Raw genomic sequence first — 19668 nt, 5'->3', positions numbered from 1 at the left:
GAGTTCGGATAGTAAAAAGATCATGGCAACCCAAAAGCCCAATTTAGCTAAAATTATTCTGCTGGATTTGTTATCGGTAGGGCGCTTGCCGTTGCTGATGCTGGTTTTGATCTTTTTTACCGCGATGGCGGTCGTGTTTGTGACGCACCATACCCGGCAGGTGATTACGGTTAAGGATACGACTCTGTTGGAGCGTGAGCGTCTGGATGAAGAGTGGCGGAACTTGCTGTTAGAGGAGAATGCGTTGTCAGAGCATACCCGGGTACAGAAAATGGCCATTGCAGAGCTGGAGATGAAGCGGCCGGATCCGGATAAAGAAGTTGTGATTTCACTGAAATGATGCGTAATAAAAAAGCCGGAAAGAAAACGGCACCCCAAAAAAGCACCAATCAACGAGTGGTTGCAGAAGAAAGCAATACACTGATTCGTTGGCGTTTTTACGTCATTCTCTCCTTTGTGTTTCTTGCCTTTGCCACTCTTGTCGGACGGGTTGCCTATATTCAGGTGATTCAGCCAGATCAACTTATTCGCCAGGGCGATATGCGTTCTGTCCGGGTTAAATCACTTCCCTCTGCCCGGGGAATTATCTCTGATCGTCATGATGAGCCTCTGGCCGTAAGTGTACCGGTCCAGGCGGTATGGGCGGATCCTGTGGCCATTTTCAAACATGGTGGACTGGAAGAGAAGCAGCGTTGGTACGCATTGGCGGATGTTCTTGGCCTTGACCGCCAGGATTTGCTTAAACGCATTGAGACTAACCGTAGTCGTCGGTTTATTTATCTCCAGCGTCAGGTCAGTCCGGCTATGGCTAACTATATCAAGGCGCTGGATCTGGCTGGTATAGGCCTGAACAACGAATCTCGTCGCTATTACCCATCCGGGGAAGTCAGTGCTCATGTGATCGGTGTGACCGGAATTGACGGGCATGGGCTGGAAGGGGTGGAAAACCGCTATGACGGCTGGTTGTCAGGAGAAGCCGGAAAACGAACCATTCGGAAAGACCGCTTTGGCCGGGTTGTTGAAAACATTTCTCTGGAAGAACGTGAGCAGGGTAAACCGCTTAAACTGACGATAGACCAGCGTTTACAGGCGATTTCGTACCGTGCCATTAAGCAGGCCGTTGCTGACTACAGAGCAACGTCCGGCTCTATCGTGACGATTGATATTGATACCGGTGAAGTTCTGGCGATGGTGAATGCACCGTCTTACAACCCGAATAACCGCTCTGACCTGCAAAGCTTCCGGATGCGTAACCGAACCATTACTGATGCGATGGAGCCCGGCTCGACGATGAAGCCTTTTGTTGTGCTGGCGGCGTTGGAGAACGGGACGGCAGATGAAAATACGATCATTGATACCGGCAATGGCATTATGCAGATTGGCGGTAGCCGAGTACGGGACTCGTCACGGATAGGGAAAGCCGATCTGACCACCATTATCAAAAAATCGAGTAATATCGGGGTGGCGAAACTGGCTTTAGGCATGCCTTTGCAGGCGTTGCTGGGGATGTATAGCTCGGTTGGGTTTGGATCAACCAGCGGCATTAATCTACTGGGTGAGACTATTGGCTTGTTTCCCGACCGTCGACGCTGGTCTCCTTTTGAAATTGCCACACTGGCGTTTGGCTATGGCATTTCAGTGACGCCAGTTCAACTTGCTCATGCTTATGCTACGCTGGGAAGTTATGGGCTATTCCGCCCTCTGCGTATCATCAAAGATGATGAGAAAATGACACCGGTACAGGTTGTCGGTCAGCAAAATACGAAACGAGTGCTGGATATGATGGAGACGGTAACGCAAAAAGGCGGAACTGCGACCCGTGCAGCTGTGCCAGGTTATCGTGTTGCCGCCAAAACCGGTACATCCCGTAAAGCAACGGCTGGTGGTTATAGTGATGAATATGTCGCGCTCGTGGCCGGCGTTGCTCCGGTGAGCAACCCTAAAGTTGCGATGGTCGTTGTGGTAAACGAGCCTCAGGGGGATGACTATTATGGTGGTAAAGTTGCCGGTCCCGTATTTTCCGAGGTCATGAAGGCGACACTGCAGTTGCTGAACGTGGCACCGGATGCAAAATAAGTATAAAAATGAGGAACAAGATGGTGAACACAATTAGCCTGATGTCACTGTTGTCTCCCTGGGTTGCCCTGGAAGATGAAAGACTGAAGTCAGTTCAGGTCTGCGAGTTGGAGCTGGATAGCCGGAAAGTCAAAAAAGGGACAACGTTTGTGGCTGTTATCGGCCATGCGGTGGATGGGCGTTCATTTATAGCGAAAGCGATAGAAAATGGTGCTAATGCCGTCATTGCAGAAGCATGCACTCAACATCCTCACGCCTCATTTGAATTTCACAAAGAGGTTCCGGTGATCTATATCCGGGAACTCAACCAGAGCCTTTCTGAACTGGCCGGTAGATTATATCAGTGCAACTCTCAGTTCATCGCAGTCACCGGCACTAACGGTAAAACAACGATCACTCAGCTGATTGCTCAATGGATTAATCTGCTAGGTCAATCTGCTGCGGTTATGGGTACTACGGGGAACGGTTTTTTATCCGATCTACAGCCGGCGGCAAATACCACAGGCAGTGCCGTAGATATTCAGAAAACACTGAGTACGTTATCTCAACAGGGGGCAGAGTACACCGCGTTGGAAGTTTCTTCTCACGGGCTGGTTCAGGGGCGGGTCAAAGCGCTTGATTTTTCGGCTGGCGTATTCACTAACCTGAGTCGGGATCACCTCGACTATCATGGCACCATGGAAGAATATGCTCAGGCAAAACTCTCATTGTTTGAACAGCACCAGTGCCGACATGCCATCATTAATGCCGACGATGAGATCGGTGCTCAATGGCTACAGGGAACCACTGAAGCGGTCGCCGTTTCGTTAAGAACCCCACAAACTCATGATAAAGCCTTATGGGCGGAACAAGTGGTGTATTCGGACAGTGGGATTGCGGTTTCTCTGGATGGTTACTGGGGCAAAGGTGAGCTGAATGTACCCTTGATTGGTGCCTTTAACGCTTCTAACGTGATGCTGGCGCTGGCGACCTTACTGGCGCTTGGATTTGACAAAGAGGCATTGCTTTTCTGTGCGGATAAATTGCAGCCAGTGATTGGTCGTATGGAATTATTTCAGACACCGGGAAAAGCGAAATTAGTCGTCGATTATGCCCATACGCCGGATGCGCTGGAAAAAGCATTGTCGGCATTGCGGGTACACTGTGACGGAAAACTGTGGGTAATTTGCGGTTGTGGTGGCGACAGAGACACAGGTAAGCGTCCGATGATGGCGGCGATTGCTGAGCAATTGGCTGACCGGGTGATTATCTCGGATGATAACCCGCGTAGTGAAGATCCCACGCTGATTGTTAAAGATATGCTGAAGGGCATGCAAAAGCCGGAGTCTGCTATTGTTGAACATGACCGGTTTAATGCCGTTAGGCTGGCTGTTGAGAGTGCCGGTGAACGGGATATCATTTTGCTGGCCGGAAAGGGCCATGAGGATTATCAGGTGCTCAGAGATAAAACGGTTCACTACTCCGATCGTGAATCGTCCATGATAGTTTTAGGAATAACAGAATGATAAACACTTCACTGAGTCAGATCAGTGCTTTTCTTGATGCCAGGCTGATTGGTGCGGATAAACCGATTGACAGTGTTTCAACCGATACCAGAGTCATTGAGCCAGGGGCTTTGTTTGTTGCCCTAAAAGGTGAACGCTTTGATGCCCATAATTTTTGCCAGCAGGCAAAGGAAGAAGGGGCTGGTGCGTTACTGGTCGAAAAAGAATTAGATGTGGATTTACCCCAACTGGTGGTGACTGACAGCAGAATTGCTCTCGGGCAACTGGCGTCTTTTGTTCATCAGTCCTGTGATATCAAAACGTTGGCAATTACCGGCAGTTGCGGTAAGACCACGGTAAAAGAGATGCTGGCCACCATTCTTAGCCAGAAAGGGAAGGTTTTGTATACAGCGGGGAACTTCAATAATGATATCGGTGTGCCGCTGACATTATTGCGTTGCCAGCCAGAGCACGACTATGCAGTGATTGAGCTGGGAGCCAATCATTTAGGGGAAATTGCTTATACTGCCAATTTGGTCAAGCCTTCGGTTGCTCTGGTGAATAATGTGGCGGCGGCTCATCTGGAAGGGTTCGGCTCTCTTGACGGGGTGAAACAGGCCAAAGGTGAGATTTATCAGGGATTACCTGAAGAGGGCGTTGCCATTGTGAACCTGGATAGTCAGGGAGACGCATTGTGGCAGGATGTCTTGGATGGAAAAAAAGTGGTTACCTTCTCTATGGAGAGTCCGGAGGCTGATTACTTTGCCAGCGATATTGTATTGAACGCTTCCGGACAGGCTGATTTTTGTCTGCATACCCCGCAGGGAAGTCAGTGCATTCAACTGACCGTTATCGGTAAGCATAATGTATCGAACGCGGTTGCAGCAGCTGCGTTGGCCGCTAGTATTGGCACCTCGTTACCTGAAATAGTGTCAGGCCTGAAGAGTACCTCTGGCATTAAGGGGCGGGGAGAGGTGATTTCTCTGTCTGATTCGGTACGTCTGATTGATGACAGCTACAATGCCAGTGTTCCCGCCATGAAAGCCGCAGTTGATCTGTTGGCTTCCTATTCAGGCGTTAAATGGCTAATTTTGGGTTATATGGCCGAGTTAGGGGATGAAAGCCTTGAACTTCACCGGCAACTCGGGGAATATGCTGCCCCATTCGAATTTGATTATGTGCTCACCTATGGTGATGACACAAAAGTGATAAGTGATATCTGCCACGGACACCATTTTACTGACCATAATGCGCTGCTCGCGTTTATCGGGCAGCAACTGGCGCAGCGGGCAGGTCAAGAGCACACTTTGTTGGTAAAAGGGGCAAACAGTGCCCGTATGAGCAACATTGCCACTGCTTTGAAGGAGAAACATCAATGATTATTTGGCTCGCTGAGCTGTTACAGCCATCTTTCTCATTTTTCCGGTTGTTTGAATACCTGTCTTTTCGGGCAATCATCAGCATCCTGACCGCGTTGAGTTTATCTTTATGGATGGGACCTCGTCTGATTGAGCGTCTGCAAATGCTGCAAATCGGACAGGTTGTCCGTCATGACGGTCCTGAATCCCATTTCAGTAAACGCGGTACCCCGACCATGGGGGGCGTGATGATCCTTGGGGCAATCTTTATTACCACGCTGCTCTGGGCGGATCTGAGTAACCCGTATGTCTGGACGGTACTGGCCGTTCTGGGGGGGTATGGTGCGGTTGGCTTTGTGGATGACTACCGTAAGGTTGTGCGGAAAGATCCGGCGGGTTTGATAGCGCGCTGGAAATATTTCTGGCAGTCGGTTATCGCCCTTCTGGTGGCTTTCGGCCTGTATGCTTATGGTAAGGATACGGCGGTGACTCAGCTGGTGGTGCCTTTCTTCAAGGATGTGATGCCACAACTGGGGCTGTTTTATATCATTCTGACTTACTTTGTGATTGTGGGCACCAGTAACGCGGTTAACCTGACTGATGGCCTGGATGGCCTGGCGATTATGCCGACAGTATTGGTATCGGCGGCCTTTGCGGTTATTGCCTGGGCCACCGGCAACGTGAACTATGCAGAATACCTGAGTATTCCTTATATCCCGCTCACCAGCGAATTGGTGATTGTCTGTACGGCCATGGTCGGTGCAGGACTGGGTTTCCTTTGGTTTAACACCTATCCGGCACAGGTGTTTATGGGTGATGTGGGTTCTCTGGCACTGGGTGGTGCGCTGGGTATCATCGCTGTACTGGTGCGTCAGGAGTTTATTCTGGTGATCATGGGCGGTGTGTTTGTGATGGAAACCGTGTCGGTGATCCTGCAGGTCGGCTCTTACAAGCTGCGTGGCCAGCGCGTATTTCGCATGGCACCTATTCATCACCACTATGAGCTGAAAGGCTGGCCGGAACCACGGGTTATCGTCCGTTTCTGGATCATTTCTATTGTTCTGGTTCTGATTGGACTGGCAACCTTGAAGGTGCGTTAATATGCGGCACTGGGAAAATATACATAATGTTGTGGTGGCAGGGCTCGGTATTACCGGGCTTTCTGTCATTCATTACCTGCAAAAAACTGGCCTTCCTCTTACTCTGCGGGCGATCGATACCCGGGACAATCCGCCGGGAAAAGATAAGCTAAGTTCTGACATTGAACTGCATACCGGAAGCTGGAATACCCAGTGGCTAAGTGAAGCCGATTTGATCGTTGCTAATCCGGGGATTGCGTTGTCGACTCCTGAGATTCAGCAGGCGATAGAGAAAGGGATTCCGGTTGTCGGTGATATTGAGCTATTTGCCTGGGCGACCGAGACACCTGTGATCGCCATTACCGGCTCCAATGGTAAAAGTACCGTGACGGATCTTACCGGAGTGCTGGCCAATGCGGCGGGAGTGAAAACGGCGATTGGCGGTAATATCGGGGTTCCGGCGCTGGAACTACTGAACGATCTGGCTGATCTCTATGTGTTGGAGCTGTCCAGTTTTCAGTTGGAAACTACCTCCAGTCTGGCTCCTGTTGCCGGTGCTTTTCTGAATCTGTCGGAAGACCATATGGATCGCTACACGGGGATGGATGATTACCGTGATGCAAAGCTGCGGGTTTTCCACAACGCCAAACATGTGGTGGTAAACCGGGACGATATGGCGACTTACCCTGAACAGTCCGGCGCAAATGTCGTGAGTTTTGGTTTTGACGATCAGCAATTTGGGTTAATAGAACATCAGGGGCGCAGCTGGCTAGCGGATAATGGTAAGCCTATCATCGCGGCAGATGAATTGGCTCTGGTAGGGAAGCACAATATTGCTAATGTGCTGACGGTACTGGCGCTGCTGAAATGTGCCGGGGTGGATTACCATGCAGCCCTGGATACGCTGAAAGGCTATACCGGGCTGAGCCATCGCTGCCAGTTAGTGGCAGAAAAACATGGCGTTAAATGGGTGAATGACTCAAAAGCGACCAACGTAGCCAGCACTCTGGCTGCGCTGTCCGGGTTGGACTGTCCGGGAACACTGCATCTTTTGGTGGGTGGGGTCGGTAAAGGTGCTGATTTCTCTGAACTGGCTCCTGCTCTGGCATCACTCAACGTGAAATTATACTGTTATGGCCGGGACGGTGAGCAGTTTGTCTCTTTACACCCATCCGCAACTCTGTGGGAAGGTGTGCCGGAGATTCTTGAATCTATCGCTCCGGAATTACAACGTGGAGATATGGTGATGCTTTCTCCGGCTTGTGCCAGTTTTGATCAGTATCAGAATTTTATGGCTCGTGGTGATGCCTTTGCCGAGCTGGCGAAGCAGTACGCCTGATTCGTCAGAGCTTCATACCGTCAGCAAATGAACAGGAATGGTTAGGTGTCGATAGTTAGCCAAATCACAAACAGGTTCGCAGGCCTGAAAGGACAGGAAGCTCCCCGGGCTTTATTTGATCGCCAATTGGTCTGGATTGCATTAGGGCTGATGCTGACCGGGCTGGTAATGGTGGCCTCTGCTTCGTTTCCCGTTAGTTTGCGTCTTACCGGGCAGCCATTTTATTTTATGTTCAAACATGCGGCATTGTTAGGGTTGGCCTTGTTTGTCTCCGCATTTGTAGTACAGGTACCGCTGCACAAATGGTTGCACTACAGTACTCATCTGTTGGTACTGTCTATTGTGTTACTGTTGGTTGTTTTGCTGGCTGGTAAGTCGGTAAACGGGGCGTCACGCTGGATTCCGCTGGGCGTATTCAACCTGCAACCGGCGGAAATAGCGAAGTTTTCTCTGTTTATCTTTATGGCCGGTTATCTGGTGAGAAAACAGGAAGAAGTCCGACAGACCTTTTTTGGCGGCTTTATGAAGCCTATTATCGTTTTTGGTTGTCTTGCGACTCTGCTATTGGGACAGCCCGATTTAGGTACGGTTATCGTGATGTTGGTCACCGTGTTTGGCCTGCTGTTTGTCGCGGGAGCCAAACTCTGGCAGTTTCTGGCTCTGGTCATGGTTGGTGTGGCTGGTGTCGTTTTGCTGATCATTATAGAACCGTATCGTATGCGGCGGATGACGTCTTTTTGGGACCCATGGGAAGATCCATTCGGCAGCGGTTACCAGTTAACACAGTCTCTGATGGCATTTGGCCGGGGTGAGTGGTTTGGCCAGGGGCTGGGCAATTCAATCCAGAAACTGGAATATTTGCCGGAAGCTCATACCGATTTTGTTTTCGCCGTTGTTGCTGAAGAGCTTGGATTTGTTGGCGTCACTTTGATTTTGATGCTGATTTTTGCTTTGGTGGTTAAAGCGATTTTCATTGGAAAACGCGCATTTGAATCGGGTGAGCAGTTTGGCGGGTATCTTGGGTTTGGTATCGGTATCTGGTTTGCTTTTCAGTCCATGGTCAATGTGGGGGCGGCAGCCGGTATTGTACCTACGAAAGGTTTAACCCTTCCGCTCATCAGTTATGGTGGCTCGAGTCTGATTGTAATGACAGCAGCGGTTTCCGTGCTGTTAAGAATTGATCATGAATGCCGTCTGAAAGGTAACGGCATTCAGGTAAAAGAACAGAATGATGATGAAGAAGAATAAGCGCCTGTTAGTAATGGCCGGTGGTACCGGCGGGCATGTGTTTCCGGGGCTGGCGGTAGCAAAGCAGTTACAGGCCCAGGGCTGGGAAGTGCGTTGGCTGGGAACGGCTGACCGTATGGAAGCCGAACTGGTTCCAAAGCATGGTATCGACATCGATTTTATTAAAGTCAAAGGGCTGCGTGGACAGGGCGTGGCGAAGCTGATTAAAGCCCCCTTCCAGATTGTTCAGGCAATCCGTCAGGCTCGTCAGTATATTAAACGCTGGCAGCCAGATGTGGTGCTGGGAATGGGCGGTTATGTCAGTGGTCCCGGAGGTATCGCTGCATGGCTGTGTGGTATTCCGGTTGTGCTTCATGAGCAGAACGCCGTAGCCGGCCTGACCAATCAGTGGCTGTCTAAGATCGCCAAAAAGGTATTTCAGGCCTTCCCGGGTGCCTTTACTGATGCTGCTGTGGTAGGGAATCCGGTTCGCAAAGATGTGGTGGCGTTACCCGCACCGGAAGAGCGCCTGGCTGAACGTCAGGGCGATATTCGTATTCTGGTGATGGGCGGCAGTCAGGGAGCGCGGATTCTGAATACGACTTTACCCCAGGTCATGGCAAAGTTAGGGGAAGGCTATACTATTCGGCATCAGGCAGGAAAGAACAATAAAGCCGGTGTGGAAGCGGATTACCGTTCAGCCGGAGTCACTTCTTTTGACGTAACAGAGTTTATTGATGATGTTGCTGAGGCTTATGCCTGGGCCGATCTGTTGGTATGCCGCTCTGGGGCATTAACCGTATCTGAAGTTTCGTCCGCAGGTCTTGGTGCCGTTTTTATTCCGTTTATGCATAAGGATCGTCAGCAGGCACTGAACGCTGATCATCTGGTGGAATGCGGTGCGGCGGAAATGATTGAACAGCCGGATCTGACCGTGGAGCGACTGGCTGAAAAAATAGCCTCTATGGATCGAAATGAATTATTAACAATGGCAATGAAAGCCCGTCAGGCGGCCATGCCAGATGCAGACCAAGTCGTCGCTCAGGCTATCGCTGATCTTGTACGTTGATATATGCTTTATAACCCATTGTTTACCCAGCAAATAACGAGAAAGAATTAATGACAGTAAAACACACTCAGGATTTATCCCAAATCAGAGCCATGATACCGGAAATGCGCCGCGTAAAGTCGATTCACTTTGTTGGTATTGGTGGCGCAGGAATGAGTGGTATTGCAGAAGTCCTTCTGAATGAAGGTTATGAGATTACCGGTTCCGACCTCGCCTCTAACCCGGTGACAGAGCGCTTGAGCAGTAAAGGGGCAAAAATTTACTTCGGTCATCAGGCCAGCAATGTGGAACGCGCGAGTGTGATTGTGGTTTCGACGGCAATTAAAGCGGATAACCCGGAGCTGGCGGCGGCAAAAGAAAAACGTATCCCTGTGGTTCGCCGTGCTGAAATGTTAGCTGAACTGATGCGTTTTCGGCATGGTATTGCGGTTGCAGGAACGCACGGTAAGACGACCACCACTGCTCTGGTCACGCAAATTTATTCGGAAGCGGGACTGGATCCGACGTTTGTTAATGGGGGCTTGGTTAAAAGTGCCGGAACGAATGCCCGTCTGGGGTCCAGCCGTATTTTGATTGCGGAAGCGGATGAAAGTGATGCATCCTTCCTGCATCTTCAGCCAATGGTCAGCATTGTGACCAATATCGAAGCGGATCATATGGACACTTATGGTGGTGACTTTGAAACGCTGAAGCAGACATTTATCGATTTTCTGCATAATCTTCCATTTTATGGGCAGGCTATTGTGTGTATTGATGATCCTGTGGTACGTGAATTAATTCCGCGGATTAGCCGTCAGGTGATTACTTATGGCTTTTCAGAAGATGCCGATGTCCGGATTGAAAATTATAGTCAGGAAGGGCAGCAGGGTACATTTACCGTGGTGCGGAAAGGGCGTCAAAACCTGAATATCACACTGAATATCCCTGGCAGACATAATGCCTTGAATGCTTCTGCTGCGATTGCGGTTGCTACCGAAGATGATATTGATGATAAGGCGATTTTGAGTGCAATGCTGGGTACTCAGGGAACCGGACGTCGTTTTGAACATCTGGGAACCTTTGATACCGGTAATGGCTCAGCTATGCTGGTGGACGATTACGGTCATCATCCGAGCGAGGTGGATGTCACCATCCAGGCTGCACGCTCTGGCTGGAAGGACAAGCGATTAGTCATGATATTCCAACCGCATCGCTACAGTCGCACCCGGGATTTATACGATGATTTTGCAAACGTACTGGAAAAAGTGGATGTTCTGGTGATGTTAGATGTCTATTCCGCCGGAGAAAAGCCGATTTCTGGGGCGGATGGCCGTTCATTGTGCCGTACGATTCGCAGCCGGGGTAAAATTGATCCGATTTTTGTTCCGGATAAAGAGACGCTTCCTTCGGTGCTGGCGAACATTCTGCAAGATGGTGACCTGGTACTGACACAAGGTGCAGGTGATGTCGGTAAGGTCGCCAGACAGTTAGAATCCATGGCACTTAATATAAAAATAATGGCATCCGGTGTTGATAAAAATGACAGTTAATGGTTAAAAGTTGAGTGATACTGAGCGGTTTTCGGTTTTAGATAGAAAAATAAGCTAAATATCTATTTTTGATCCCATAGAGATCAATTATATTTGTCTAAAACTGGATCGTTTTCAGATGCTCAGTATAATTCTCAGGTTATACCTTGAATTCTACTTGTTTAATATCGCCGGAATATAAGACGATTTTTTATCACCGGATTCCTTGTTTATTGGTGGACAAGTAACCGAATAGTTAGATATATAGAGTGCAGTTGGTTATAGATAACAGTGCCGCAAACCTGAACGATATGGGACAGATAGCAAGAAAGCACATACTAGGTGTCAGCTTTTTATTGCTGGTGTTTCTAACGGTTGGTAGTGCACTTTATTCCACAATAAGCTGGATGTTTGATGAGCAGAGAATGCCCTTATCTAAGATCGTACTTCAGGGCAAACTTGAGTATGTTCAGGCGCAGGATGTGCAGCAGGCTTTAAGCCATATGGAACACATCGGTACCTTTATGTCTCAGGACATCGACGAGCTGCAGAACGTTATCACGGCTCTTCCCTGGGTTGCTCAGGCTTCGATTCGGAAACAGTGGCCAGATACGATAAAAATATATTTGACTGAACACAAAGCGGCAGCGATGTGGAACGGGTATGCGCTGCTAAATGAGAGCGGGGATATTTTTGAGCCGGATTTGGCTGCGCTGAAAGATGAAAAAGTGAAGCTATATGGACCACAAGACAGCAGTCACAAGGTACTGAATACCTGGAAAGAGATCGCTCCTCTTTTCCGTCCTCTGGGCTTAACGATTACATCGCTGGTATTGAATGAGCGTCAGGCGTGGCAAATTATTCTGGATAACGGGATTCGGTTAGAATTGGGTAAAGAGTCATTAAAAGAACGGGTAAACCGGTTTATTACACTTTATCATCAACTGGGAACAAAAACCGAACAGGTGAGTTATATAGACCTCCGGTATGATACGGGAGCCGCCGTAGGCTGGTTTCCTGAACAGGATTTAGCACAAGAGAATACAGATGACTAAGACCGCAGATGACAACATAATTGTTGGTCTTGATATAGGTACTGCAAGTGTATCAGCACTGGTCGGGGAAGTATTACCTGATGGCCAGATCAATATCATTGGCGCAGGAACAAGCCCGTCTCGCGGAATGGATAAGGGAGGCGTTAACGATCTGGAGTCAGTCGTAAAATCAGTCCAGCGTGCAGTGGATCAAGCTGAACTGATGGCTGAATGTAAGATCAGTAACGTTTATCTTTCGATCTCCGGTCGACACATTGCCAGTCGTATTGAAAAAGGAATGGGAACTATATCGGATGAGGAAGTATCTCAGGATGATATGGATCGTGCCATTCATACCGCTAAATCTATCAAGATCGGCGAAGAGCAACGAATTTTGCATGTTATCCCCCAAGAGTTTACGATTGACTATCAGGAAGGGATAAAAAATCCGCTTGGTCTGTCAGGAGTTCGCATGGAAGTCAGCGTTCACCTGATTTCCTGCCATAATGATATGGCAAGAAATATCATTAAAGCGGTTGAACGGTGCGGGCTGAAAGTTGAGCAACTGGTCTTTTCCGGTTTAGCGGCGAGTAATGCCGTAATAACCGAAGACGAAAGAGAGCTCGGGGTCTGTGTTGTTGACATTGGTGCTGGTACAATGGATGTGTCTATCTGGACCGGTGGTGCCTTAAGACATACCGAAGTATTTTCATATGCCGGTAATGCGGTAACCAGTGACATTGCTTTCGCGTTCGGAACCCCGGTGGGGGATGCAGAAGAGATTAAAGTAAAATATGGCTGTGCTCTCAGTGAGCTGGTGAGTAAAGACGATACAGTGAACGTCCCTAGTGTCGGAGGCCGTCCGTCAAGAACTCTGAAGCGTCAGGAGCTTTCCGGAGTGATTGAAGCTCGCTATGCTGAACTGATGGGATTTATCAATCAGTCCATAAATACCGTTTTAGTAAAATTGCGTGAAGATGGAATTAAACATCATCACCTTGCTGCAGGAGTAGTCCTTACTGGAGGTGCTGCTCAGATTGAAGGATTGGTTGAATGCGCTGAACGAGTGTTTGGTGTTAACCGAGTTAGAATTGGTAAGCCACTGGAAGTTAGTGGGTTAACTGATTATGTAAAAGAGCCGTATCATTCTACGGCCGTTGGCTTACTTCATTACGCAAAAGACAGTCACATTGATGACGACAGTGAATTCAAAGAGCAGAAGCCTTCTTCATTCACTGGAATTTTAAGTAAAATGCGTAACTGGATACAAAAAGAGTTTTAACCTGAGAAGCAGGAAAAAGCGGAGATAACACATGTTTGAACCGATGGTGGAAGATATGCTTGACGATGCAGTAATCAAAGTCGTTGGCGTTGGTGGCGGCGGCGGTAACGCTGTAGAACATATGGTGCGAGAATCCATCGAAGGTGTGGAATTCATCAGTGTCAATACAGATGCACAGGCTTTACGTAAGTCGAATGTGAATACCGTTATTCAGATTGGCGGTGACATTACTAAAGGCCTTGGTGCGGGTGCCAACCCACAAGTTGGACGTGATGCCGCTCTCGAAGATAAAGAAAAGATTAAAGAAGTGCTCGATGGTGCCGATATGGTATTTATCGCAGCTGGCATGGGCGGTGGTACCGGTACAGGCGCAGCCCCTGTAATTGCTGAAGTGGCTAAAGAGCTGGATATTCTGACCGTTGCCGTTGTAACAAAGCCGTTTGGTTTTGAAGGTAAAAAACGTCTGGCCTTTGCAGAACAAGGTATCGAACAGTTGTCTAATCATGTGGATTCACTGATTACGATCCCTAACGAAAAATTGCTTAAAGTGCTTGGCCGTGGTGTAACACTGCTGGAAGCATTTGCCAGTGCAAACGATGTACTGAAAAATGCGGTTCAGGGTATTGCCGAGCTAATCACTCGTCCGGGTATGATCAACGTCGACTTTGCTGACGTACGTACCGTGATGTCAGAGATGGGCCATGCCATGATGGGCAGCGGTGTTGCCAAAGGTGAAGACCGGGCAGAAGAAGCGGCAGAAACGGCAATTTCCAGCCCATTACTGGAAGATATCGATCTGGCTGGTGCTCGTGGTGTTCTTGTCAACATTACCGCTGGTCTTGATATGCGTCTGGATGAGTTTGAAACTGTCGGTAACACTGTGAAGGCATTTGCATCAGATAACGCTACGGTGGTGATTGGTACCTCCCTGGACCCTGATATGTCTGACGAAATCAGAGTAACTGTGGTCGCGACTGGCATTGGTACTGAGAAAAAACCAGAAATTACCTTAGTTTCAGGAGCAGCGGCAAAACCTAAGGCACCGGCTCAGCCTGCTGTGGCGTCAAAGGTTGAAGAAAAACCGGCGCAAACTTTGCATAAAAAACCAGAGCAGCCACAACCGTCAGCAGCGTCAAATAATGCTCAGGCATCAGGCAATGCGGGCCAGAATGTGGCAACGAAGGCTGAAAAGGAAAGCGGCTACTTGGATATACCGGCATTTTTACGTCGCCAGGCTGACTAAATTTGCTGATAACTTTGATAGTAGTCAAAGTTATGATAATATTCGCGCCCGGCCGTACAGCCGGGTGTGATTGGTAGCACAAATTTGAGGCAAGCAGATGATCAGACAACGTACTCTGAAAGAAATCGTAAAGACGACTGGGATTGGTTTACATTCCGGGCGTAAGGTTACGCTGACTCTGCGGCCGGCAGCCGCTAATACTGGTGTTATTTACCGTCGCACTGATCTAGACCCTGCTGTCGATTTCCCGGCAGATGCAAATTCCGTTCGTGACACCATGCTGTGTACCGCACTGGTTAATGATGAAGGTATCCGTATCTCTACGGTTGAGCATTTAAATGCTGCGTTGGCGGGAATGGGTATTGATAACGTTATTGTTGAAGTCGATGCACCGGAAATTCCGATTATGGACGGCAGTGCCAGTCCGTTCGTTTACCTTCTTCAGTCTGCGGGCATTCAGACATTGAATGCACCTAAGCGTTTCATTCGTATTAAAAAACCGATTCGAGTGGAAGATGGCGATAAGTGGGCTGAGCTGGTTCCGTATAACGGATTCCGTATGGACTTTGAAATTGAGTTCAATCATCCGGCGATTGATGCTGACGAACAGCATATGCTATTTGATTTCTCATCCAGCGCTTTCGTGAAGAATATTTCCCGTGCCCGTACGTTCGGCTTTATGCGTGATATTGAGTATCTTCAGTCACAGAATCTGTGTCTGGGTGGTAGCTTTGACTGTGCTATCGTTCTGGATGAATATCGCATTCTGAACGAAGAAGGTCTGCGTTTTGACAATGAATTTGTAACACACAAGGTGCTGGATGCCATTGGCGACCTGTATATGTGTGGCCACTCTATCGTGGGTGAACTTCGGGCATACAAAACAGGGCACGCATTGAATAACCAGTTATTGCGTGCAGTGCTTGCTGATCAGGAAGCGTGGGAGTGGGCGACCTTTGAAGAAGCTGCTGGTTCACCGGTTGCTTTTGCAGAGCCGAATACCGTTCTTGCCTAACTGACTGATAACAATAAGTATTTAGAGAGCCGGATCTTCGAATCCGGTTTTTTATGCCCAAGTTCCCGCGTGGGAATGCATACTTCAGCTAAGACATGCCATACAAGTCCATAGTACTCTGATTTTATCCTCTCTACTCCCTGGGCTATCGTTATTCCCTAAACCAATCGTCATTCCTGCGCAGGCAGGAATCTTGTAGATGAGACGGAATTGGTTAAGTAGATCCCTGCCTTCGCAGGGATAATGAATGATATGAATGCGAATAATGTGGCGGTGAATAATATTGGGGGCAACAAACAGGAAACTCAGCACAAACAAAAACCCTCGCAGAGCGAGGGTTTCTTATATTATCAGGAATAAACCGGCTTGTTTATTACAGTCCTGCGAAATCGCGCAGCAGCTCTGCTTTGTCCGTTTTTTCCCAAGGGAACTCTTCACGACCAAAGTGGCCGTATGCCGCCGTTTTCTTGTAGATAGGCTGAAGCAGATCCAACATTTCCTGCAGGCCGTATGGGCGCAGGTCAAAGAATTGACGCACTGCTTTAATAATAATGTCGTGAGGTACTTTTTCCGTGCCGAACGTTTCCACCATGATGGAGGTTGGCTCTGCAACACCGATCGCATAAGAAAGCTGAATTTCACAGCGATCAGCAAGCTTAGCAGCTACGATATTTTTCGCCACATAGCGAGCAGCATAAGCAGCAGAACGGTCAACCTTAGATGGATCTTTACCAGAGAATGCACCACCACCGTGACGAGCTGCACCACCGTAGGTGTCGACGATGATTTTACGTCCGGTCAGACCACAGTCGCCCATTGGACCACCAATAACAAAACGGCCGGTTGGGTTAATGAAGTATTTGGTCTCTTTCGTTAACCACTCGCCAGGCAGAACAGGCTTGATGATCTCTTCCATTACCGCTTCACGCAGAGCCGGAGTAGAGATGGAGTCACAGTGCTGAGTAGACAGAACGACGGCGTCAATGCCAACGATTTTACCCTGGTCATACTGGAAGGTAACCTGAGACTTTGCGTCGGGACGAAGCCACGGCAGAGTGCCATTTTTACGTACCTGAGATTGTCTTTGCATCAGACGGTGCGCATAAGTGATTGGTGCAGGCATCAGTACTTCGGTTTCATTGGTAGCATAACCGAACATAATGCCCTGGTCGCCGGCACCCTGTTCTTTAGGATCTGCTTTATCAACGCCCTGGTTGATGTCAGGTGATTGTTTACCAATGGTGTTCAGAACAGCACAAGAGTCAGCATCAAAGCCCATGTCTGAGTGAACATAACCAATTTCACGCACTGTTTCACGGGTAAGCTCTTCAATGTCTACCCATGCACTGGTGGTAATTTCACCACCAACCATAACCATTCCGGTTTTTACATAGGTTTCGCAGGCAACGCGCGCTTTGGTGTCTTGCTCCAGAATCGCATCAAGAACGGCATCAGAGATCTGGTCAGCAATTTTATCCGGATGTCCTTCTGATACAGATTCAGAAGTAAATAGGTGTTTAGCCATGGTAAGCAGCTCCACTATTTCAAAGTAACAAAAACGCCGGACTCACTGTAATCACCTGTGCCGGAATATCCATTGAGCACGGCTGTCGTTTTAAGGCGTCTTTATAAAGGTTCGTATAGTTTGTAGGTGTATCTACATCTAGACGGCTATTTTAGTTTGTGGCCTGTGAATTACAAGTATTTTTTATGTCTCTAACCCAGGCAAACGTTTACCTGGGTCACGGGGTAACCAGATAAAATCCTATAAATCTATTAGTAAACGTTTGCAGTCTAAATGGGCGTCTGAGAGAATACGGATTCTTTTAGAGTGTAGATTAGGGCGTGCCCTATACATCAGTAAACTTAACCTTTAAAACCGGTAACCACATATGGAACGCAAACAATTAGCCAATGCAATTCGTGCTCTTAGCATGGATGGTGTTCAACAAGCCAATTCAGGCCACCCAGGAGCACCAATGGGAATGGCAGATATCGCTGAAGTGCTTTGGCGCAGCCACATGAACCACAACCCGCAGAATCCTGAATGGGCCGACCGCGACCGCTTTATTCTGTCTAATGGCCACGGCTCTATGCTGCTTTATTCTTTGTTGCACCTGACAGGTTATGAACTGTCTATTGATGATCTGAAGAACTTCCGTCAACTGCATTCAAAAACACCGGGTCACCCTGAATACGGTTATGCACCTGGCATTGAAACCACAACTGGTCCACTGGGTCAGGGCATCACTAACGGTGTTGGTATGGCAATGGCTGAACGTGCTCTGGCCGCTCAGTTTAATAAAGAAGGCCACGATATCGTTGACCACTTTACCTATGTATTTATGGGTGATGGCTGTCTGATGGAAGGTATCTCCCACGAAGCTTGTTCTCTGGCGGGTACTCTTGGCCTGGGTAAACTGGTTGCATTCTGGGACGATAACGGTATCTCTATCGATGGTGAAGTTGAAGGTTGGTTTGCGGATGACACGCCTAAGCGCTTTGAAGCGTATGGCTGGCATGTTATTCCGGCTGTTGATGGCCACGATCCTGAAGCGATCAACGCGGCTATCGAAGCGGCAAAAGCCGAGACAGGCAAACCAACGCTGATCTGTACAAAAACGATTATCGGTTTTGGCTCTCCGAATAAAGCAGGTTCTCACGATTGTCACGGTGCCCCTCTGGGCCATGATGAAATCGCAGCTGCGCGTGAATTCCTGGGTTGGGAACACGGTCCGTTTGAAGTCCCTGCTGATATCTATTCAGAGTGGGATGCTAAAGAAGCGGGCTCTGCAAAAGAAAAAGCGTGGGACGAGAAATTTGCTGCTTATGCTGCAGAGTACCCAGAACTGGCGGCTGAATTTAAGCGCCGTGTAAACGGTGACCTGCCTGCTGAGTGGGAAGAGAAAGCGAATGCATTTATTGCCGATCTACAAGCTAACCCAGCCAGCATTGCATCACGTAAAGCGTCACAAAATACGCTGGAAGCGTTCGGTAAGCTGTTGCCTGAATTTATGGGTGGCTCTGCTGACCTGGCACCTTCTAACCTGACTATGTGGTCTGGATCTAAGTCTCTGACTCGTGAAGATTTCTCCGGTAACTACATCCACTACGGTGTTCGTGAATTCGGTATGACGGCCATCATGAACGGTATCGCTCTGCACGGTGGTTTTGTCCCTTACGGCGCGACCTTCCTGATGTTTATGGAATACGCCCGTAATGCGATGCGTATGGCTGCTCTGATGAAGGTGCAGAACATTCAGGTTTACACTCACGACTCTATCGGTCTGGGTGAAGATGGCCCGACTCACCAGCCGGTTGAGCAAATGGCATCTCTGCGTGTGACTCCAAACATGAGCACATGGCGTCCGTGTGACCAGGTTGAATCTGCCGTAGCATGGAAATACGCTATCGAGCGTAAAGATGGACCAACTTCTTTGATCTTCTCTCGTCAGAATCTGGCGCAGCAGGAACGTGATGCTGAGCAGGTAGCGAATATCGCTAAAGGTGCTTACGTGCTGAAAGATTGCGCAGGCAAGCCAGAACTTATCTTTATTGCCACTGGTTCCGAAGTGGAACTGGCAGTAGAAGCAGCAGCTAAGCTGACTGAAGAAGGCAAACAAGTACGTGTGGTATCTATGCCATCTACGGATCTGTTTGATGCTCAGGATGCGGCTTACCGTGAATCGGTACTGCCGTCTGATGTGACAGCTCGCGTTGCTATCGAAGCGGGTATCGCAGATTACTGGTACAAGTACGTTGGCTTCGGTGGTCGTATTATCGGTATGAACTCATTTGGTGAGTCTGCACCTGCAGGCGAGCTGTTTAAGTTGTTCGGCTTTACGGTTGAAAACGTGCTTGAAAAAGCAAAAGAAGTACTGGTTTAATACTCGCTCATTCTGCTTGTGATAAAACGGCCTTTCCTTGATTGGAAAGGCCGTTTTTATTTACCAT

Annotated in this window: 15 protein-coding genes; 14 read left to right on the top strand and 1 reads right to left on the bottom strand. The window is 48.7% G+C overall.

Going from position 1 to position 19668, the window contains the following annotated elements; genetic code table 11:
- Positions 1-22: 22 nt before the first annotated feature.
- The 13 genes from ftsL to lpxC all read left to right on the top strand — a co-directional run bounded on the left by ftsL (position 23) and on the right by lpxC (position 15714).
- On the top strand, positions 23-340 hold the full coding sequence (gene ftsL, locus DI392_RS06070; RefSeq protein WP_109319000.1) for a cell division protein FtsL: 318 nt from the start codon (positions 23-25) through the stop codon (positions 338-340).
- Positions 337-2076 (top strand): penicillin-binding transpeptidase domain-containing protein, encoded by a 1740-nt coding sequence (locus DI392_RS06065; RefSeq protein WP_109318999.1) that lies wholly within the window; start codon positions 337-339, stop codon positions 2074-2076. The genes ftsL and DI392_RS06065 overlap by 4 nt, the downstream gene beginning before the upstream one ends.
- A 20-nt stretch (positions 2077-2096) precedes the next feature.
- Positions 2097-3581: a UDP-N-acetylmuramoyl-L-alanyl-D-glutamate--2,6-diaminopimelate ligase gene (murE, locus tag DI392_RS06060; protein WP_109318998.1), complete on the top strand. Its 1485-nt coding sequence runs from the start codon at positions 2097-2099 to the stop codon at positions 3579-3581.
- Positions 3578-4939, top strand: a complete 1362-nt coding sequence (murF, locus tag DI392_RS06055; protein WP_109318997.1) for a UDP-N-acetylmuramoyl-tripeptide--D-alanyl-D-alanine ligase — start codon at positions 3578-3580, stop codon at positions 4937-4939. Before murE ends, murF begins: the two co-directional genes overlap by 4 nt.
- Positions 4936-6018, top strand: a complete 1083-nt coding sequence (gene mraY, locus DI392_RS06050; RefSeq protein WP_109318996.1) for a phospho-N-acetylmuramoyl-pentapeptide-transferase — start codon at positions 4936-4938, stop codon at positions 6016-6018. Before murF ends, mraY begins: the two co-directional genes overlap by 4 nt.
- Position 6019: 1 nt before the next feature.
- Entirely contained in the window at positions 6020-7336 is a 1317-nt protein-coding gene (gene murD / locus DI392_RS06045; RefSeq protein ID WP_109318995.1) for a UDP-N-acetylmuramoyl-L-alanine--D-glutamate ligase, read from the top strand.
- Between the two features lie 51 nt (positions 7337-7387).
- Positions 7388-8584: a cell division protein FtsW gene (gene ftsW, locus DI392_RS06040; protein WP_109319043.1), complete on the top strand. Its 1197-nt coding sequence runs from the start codon at positions 7388-7390 to the stop codon at positions 8582-8584.
- The gene (gene murG, locus DI392_RS06035) at positions 8571-9632 is read left to right on the top strand and encodes an undecaprenyldiphospho-muramoylpentapeptide beta-N-acetylglucosaminyltransferase (RefSeq protein ID WP_109319042.1); all 1062 of its coding nucleotides are present in this window, start codon (positions 8571-8573) and stop codon (positions 9630-9632) included. Before ftsW ends, murG begins: the two co-directional genes overlap by 14 nt.
- Positions 9633-9682: 50 nt before the next feature.
- On the top strand, positions 9683-11161 hold the full coding sequence (gene murC / locus DI392_RS06030) for a UDP-N-acetylmuramate--L-alanine ligase (protein ID WP_109318994.1): 1479 nt from the start codon (positions 9683-9685) through the stop codon (positions 11159-11161).
- Between the two features lie 290 nt (positions 11162-11451).
- Positions 11452-12195: a cell division protein FtsQ/DivIB gene (locus DI392_RS06025; protein WP_109319041.1), complete on the top strand. Its 744-nt coding sequence runs from the start codon at positions 11452-11454 to the stop codon at positions 12193-12195.
- Complete coding sequence (ftsA, locus tag DI392_RS06020) at positions 12188-13456, top strand: cell division protein FtsA (protein ID WP_109318993.1); 1269 nt, start codon at positions 12188-12190, stop codon at positions 13454-13456. The genes DI392_RS06025 and ftsA overlap by 8 nt, the downstream gene beginning before the upstream one ends.
- Positions 13457-13487: 31 nt before the next feature.
- Positions 13488-14699, top strand: coding sequence for a cell division protein FtsZ (gene ftsZ / locus DI392_RS06015; RefSeq protein ID WP_109318992.1), 1212 nt, complete (start codon positions 13488-13490; stop codon positions 14697-14699).
- A 97-nt stretch (positions 14700-14796) separates the two neighbouring features.
- Entirely contained in the window at positions 14797-15714 is a 918-nt protein-coding gene (gene lpxC, locus DI392_RS06010; protein ID WP_109318991.1) for a UDP-3-O-acyl-N-acetylglucosamine deacetylase, read from the top strand.
- A 373-nt stretch (positions 15715-16087) separates the two neighbouring features.
- Here the strand turns inward: lpxC and metK are convergent, their stop codons facing one another.
- Positions 16088-17239 (bottom strand): methionine adenosyltransferase, encoded by a 1152-nt coding sequence (metK, locus tag DI392_RS06005; protein ID WP_109318990.1) that lies wholly within the window; start codon positions 17237-17239, stop codon positions 16088-16090.
- Between the two features lie 367 nt (positions 17240-17606).
- On the opposite strand from metK, the gene tkt reads away from it, so the two are divergent.
- Positions 17607-19601 carry a transketolase gene (tkt, locus tag DI392_RS06000; protein ID WP_109318989.1) on the top strand — a complete coding sequence of 665 codons (1995 nt, stop codon included), beginning with the start codon at positions 17607-17609 and terminating at the stop codon, positions 19599-19601.
- Positions 19602-19668: the final 67 nt, after the last annotated feature.

This window comes from Vibrio albus, from assembly GCF_003144035.1.
Taxonomy (GTDB): Bacteria; Pseudomonadota; Gammaproteobacteria; order Enterobacterales; family Vibrionaceae; genus Vibrio; species Vibrio albus.
Note: the sequence above shows the minus strand (reverse complement) of the source record. Positions and strands in the feature narration are given on the sequence as shown.

Excerpts from the sequence above, each read along its gene's own strand:
- DI392_RS06025 (WP_109319041.1), top strand. The coding sequence starts at position 11,452 with ATGGGACAGATAGCAAGAAAGCACATACTAGGTGTCAGCTTTTTATTG.
- DI392_RS06065 (WP_109318999.1), top strand. The coding sequence starts at position 337 with ATGATGCGTAATAAAAAAGCCGGAAAGAAAACGGCACCCCAAAAAAGC.
- murF (WP_109318997.1), top strand. The coding sequence starts at position 3,578 with ATGATAAACACTTCACTGAGTCAGATCAGTGCTTTTCTTGATGCCAGG.
- murG (WP_109319042.1), top strand. The coding sequence starts at position 8,571 with ATGAAGAAGAATAAGCGCCTGTTAGTAATGGCCGGTGGTACCGGCGGG.
- murD (WP_109318995.1), top strand. The coding sequence starts at position 6,020 with ATGCGGCACTGGGAAAATATACATAATGTTGTGGTGGCAGGGCTCGGT.
- lpxC (WP_109318991.1), top strand. The coding sequence starts at position 14,797 with ATGATCAGACAACGTACTCTGAAAGAAATCGTAAAGACGACTGGGATT.
- metK (WP_109318990.1), bottom strand. The coding sequence starts at position 17,239 with ATGGCTAAACACCTATTTACTTCTGAATCTGTATCAGAAGGACATCCG.
- ftsA (WP_109318993.1), top strand. The coding sequence starts at position 12,188 with ATGACTAAGACCGCAGATGACAACATAATTGTTGGTCTTGATATAGGT.
- murE (WP_109318998.1), top strand. The coding sequence starts at position 2,097 with ATGGTGAACACAATTAGCCTGATGTCACTGTTGTCTCCCTGGGTTGCC.
- ftsL (WP_109319000.1), top strand. The coding sequence starts at position 23 with ATGGCAACCCAAAAGCCCAATTTAGCTAAAATTATTCTGCTGGATTTG.
- mraY (WP_109318996.1), top strand. The coding sequence starts at position 4,936 with ATGATTATTTGGCTCGCTGAGCTGTTACAGCCATCTTTCTCATTTTTC.
- tkt (WP_109318989.1), top strand. The coding sequence starts at position 17,607 with ATGGAACGCAAACAATTAGCCAATGCAATTCGTGCTCTTAGCATGGAT.
- ftsZ (WP_109318992.1), top strand. The coding sequence starts at position 13,488 with ATGTTTGAACCGATGGTGGAAGATATGCTTGACGATGCAGTAATCAAA.
- murC (WP_109318994.1), top strand. The coding sequence starts at position 9,683 with ATGACAGTAAAACACACTCAGGATTTATCCCAAATCAGAGCCATGATA.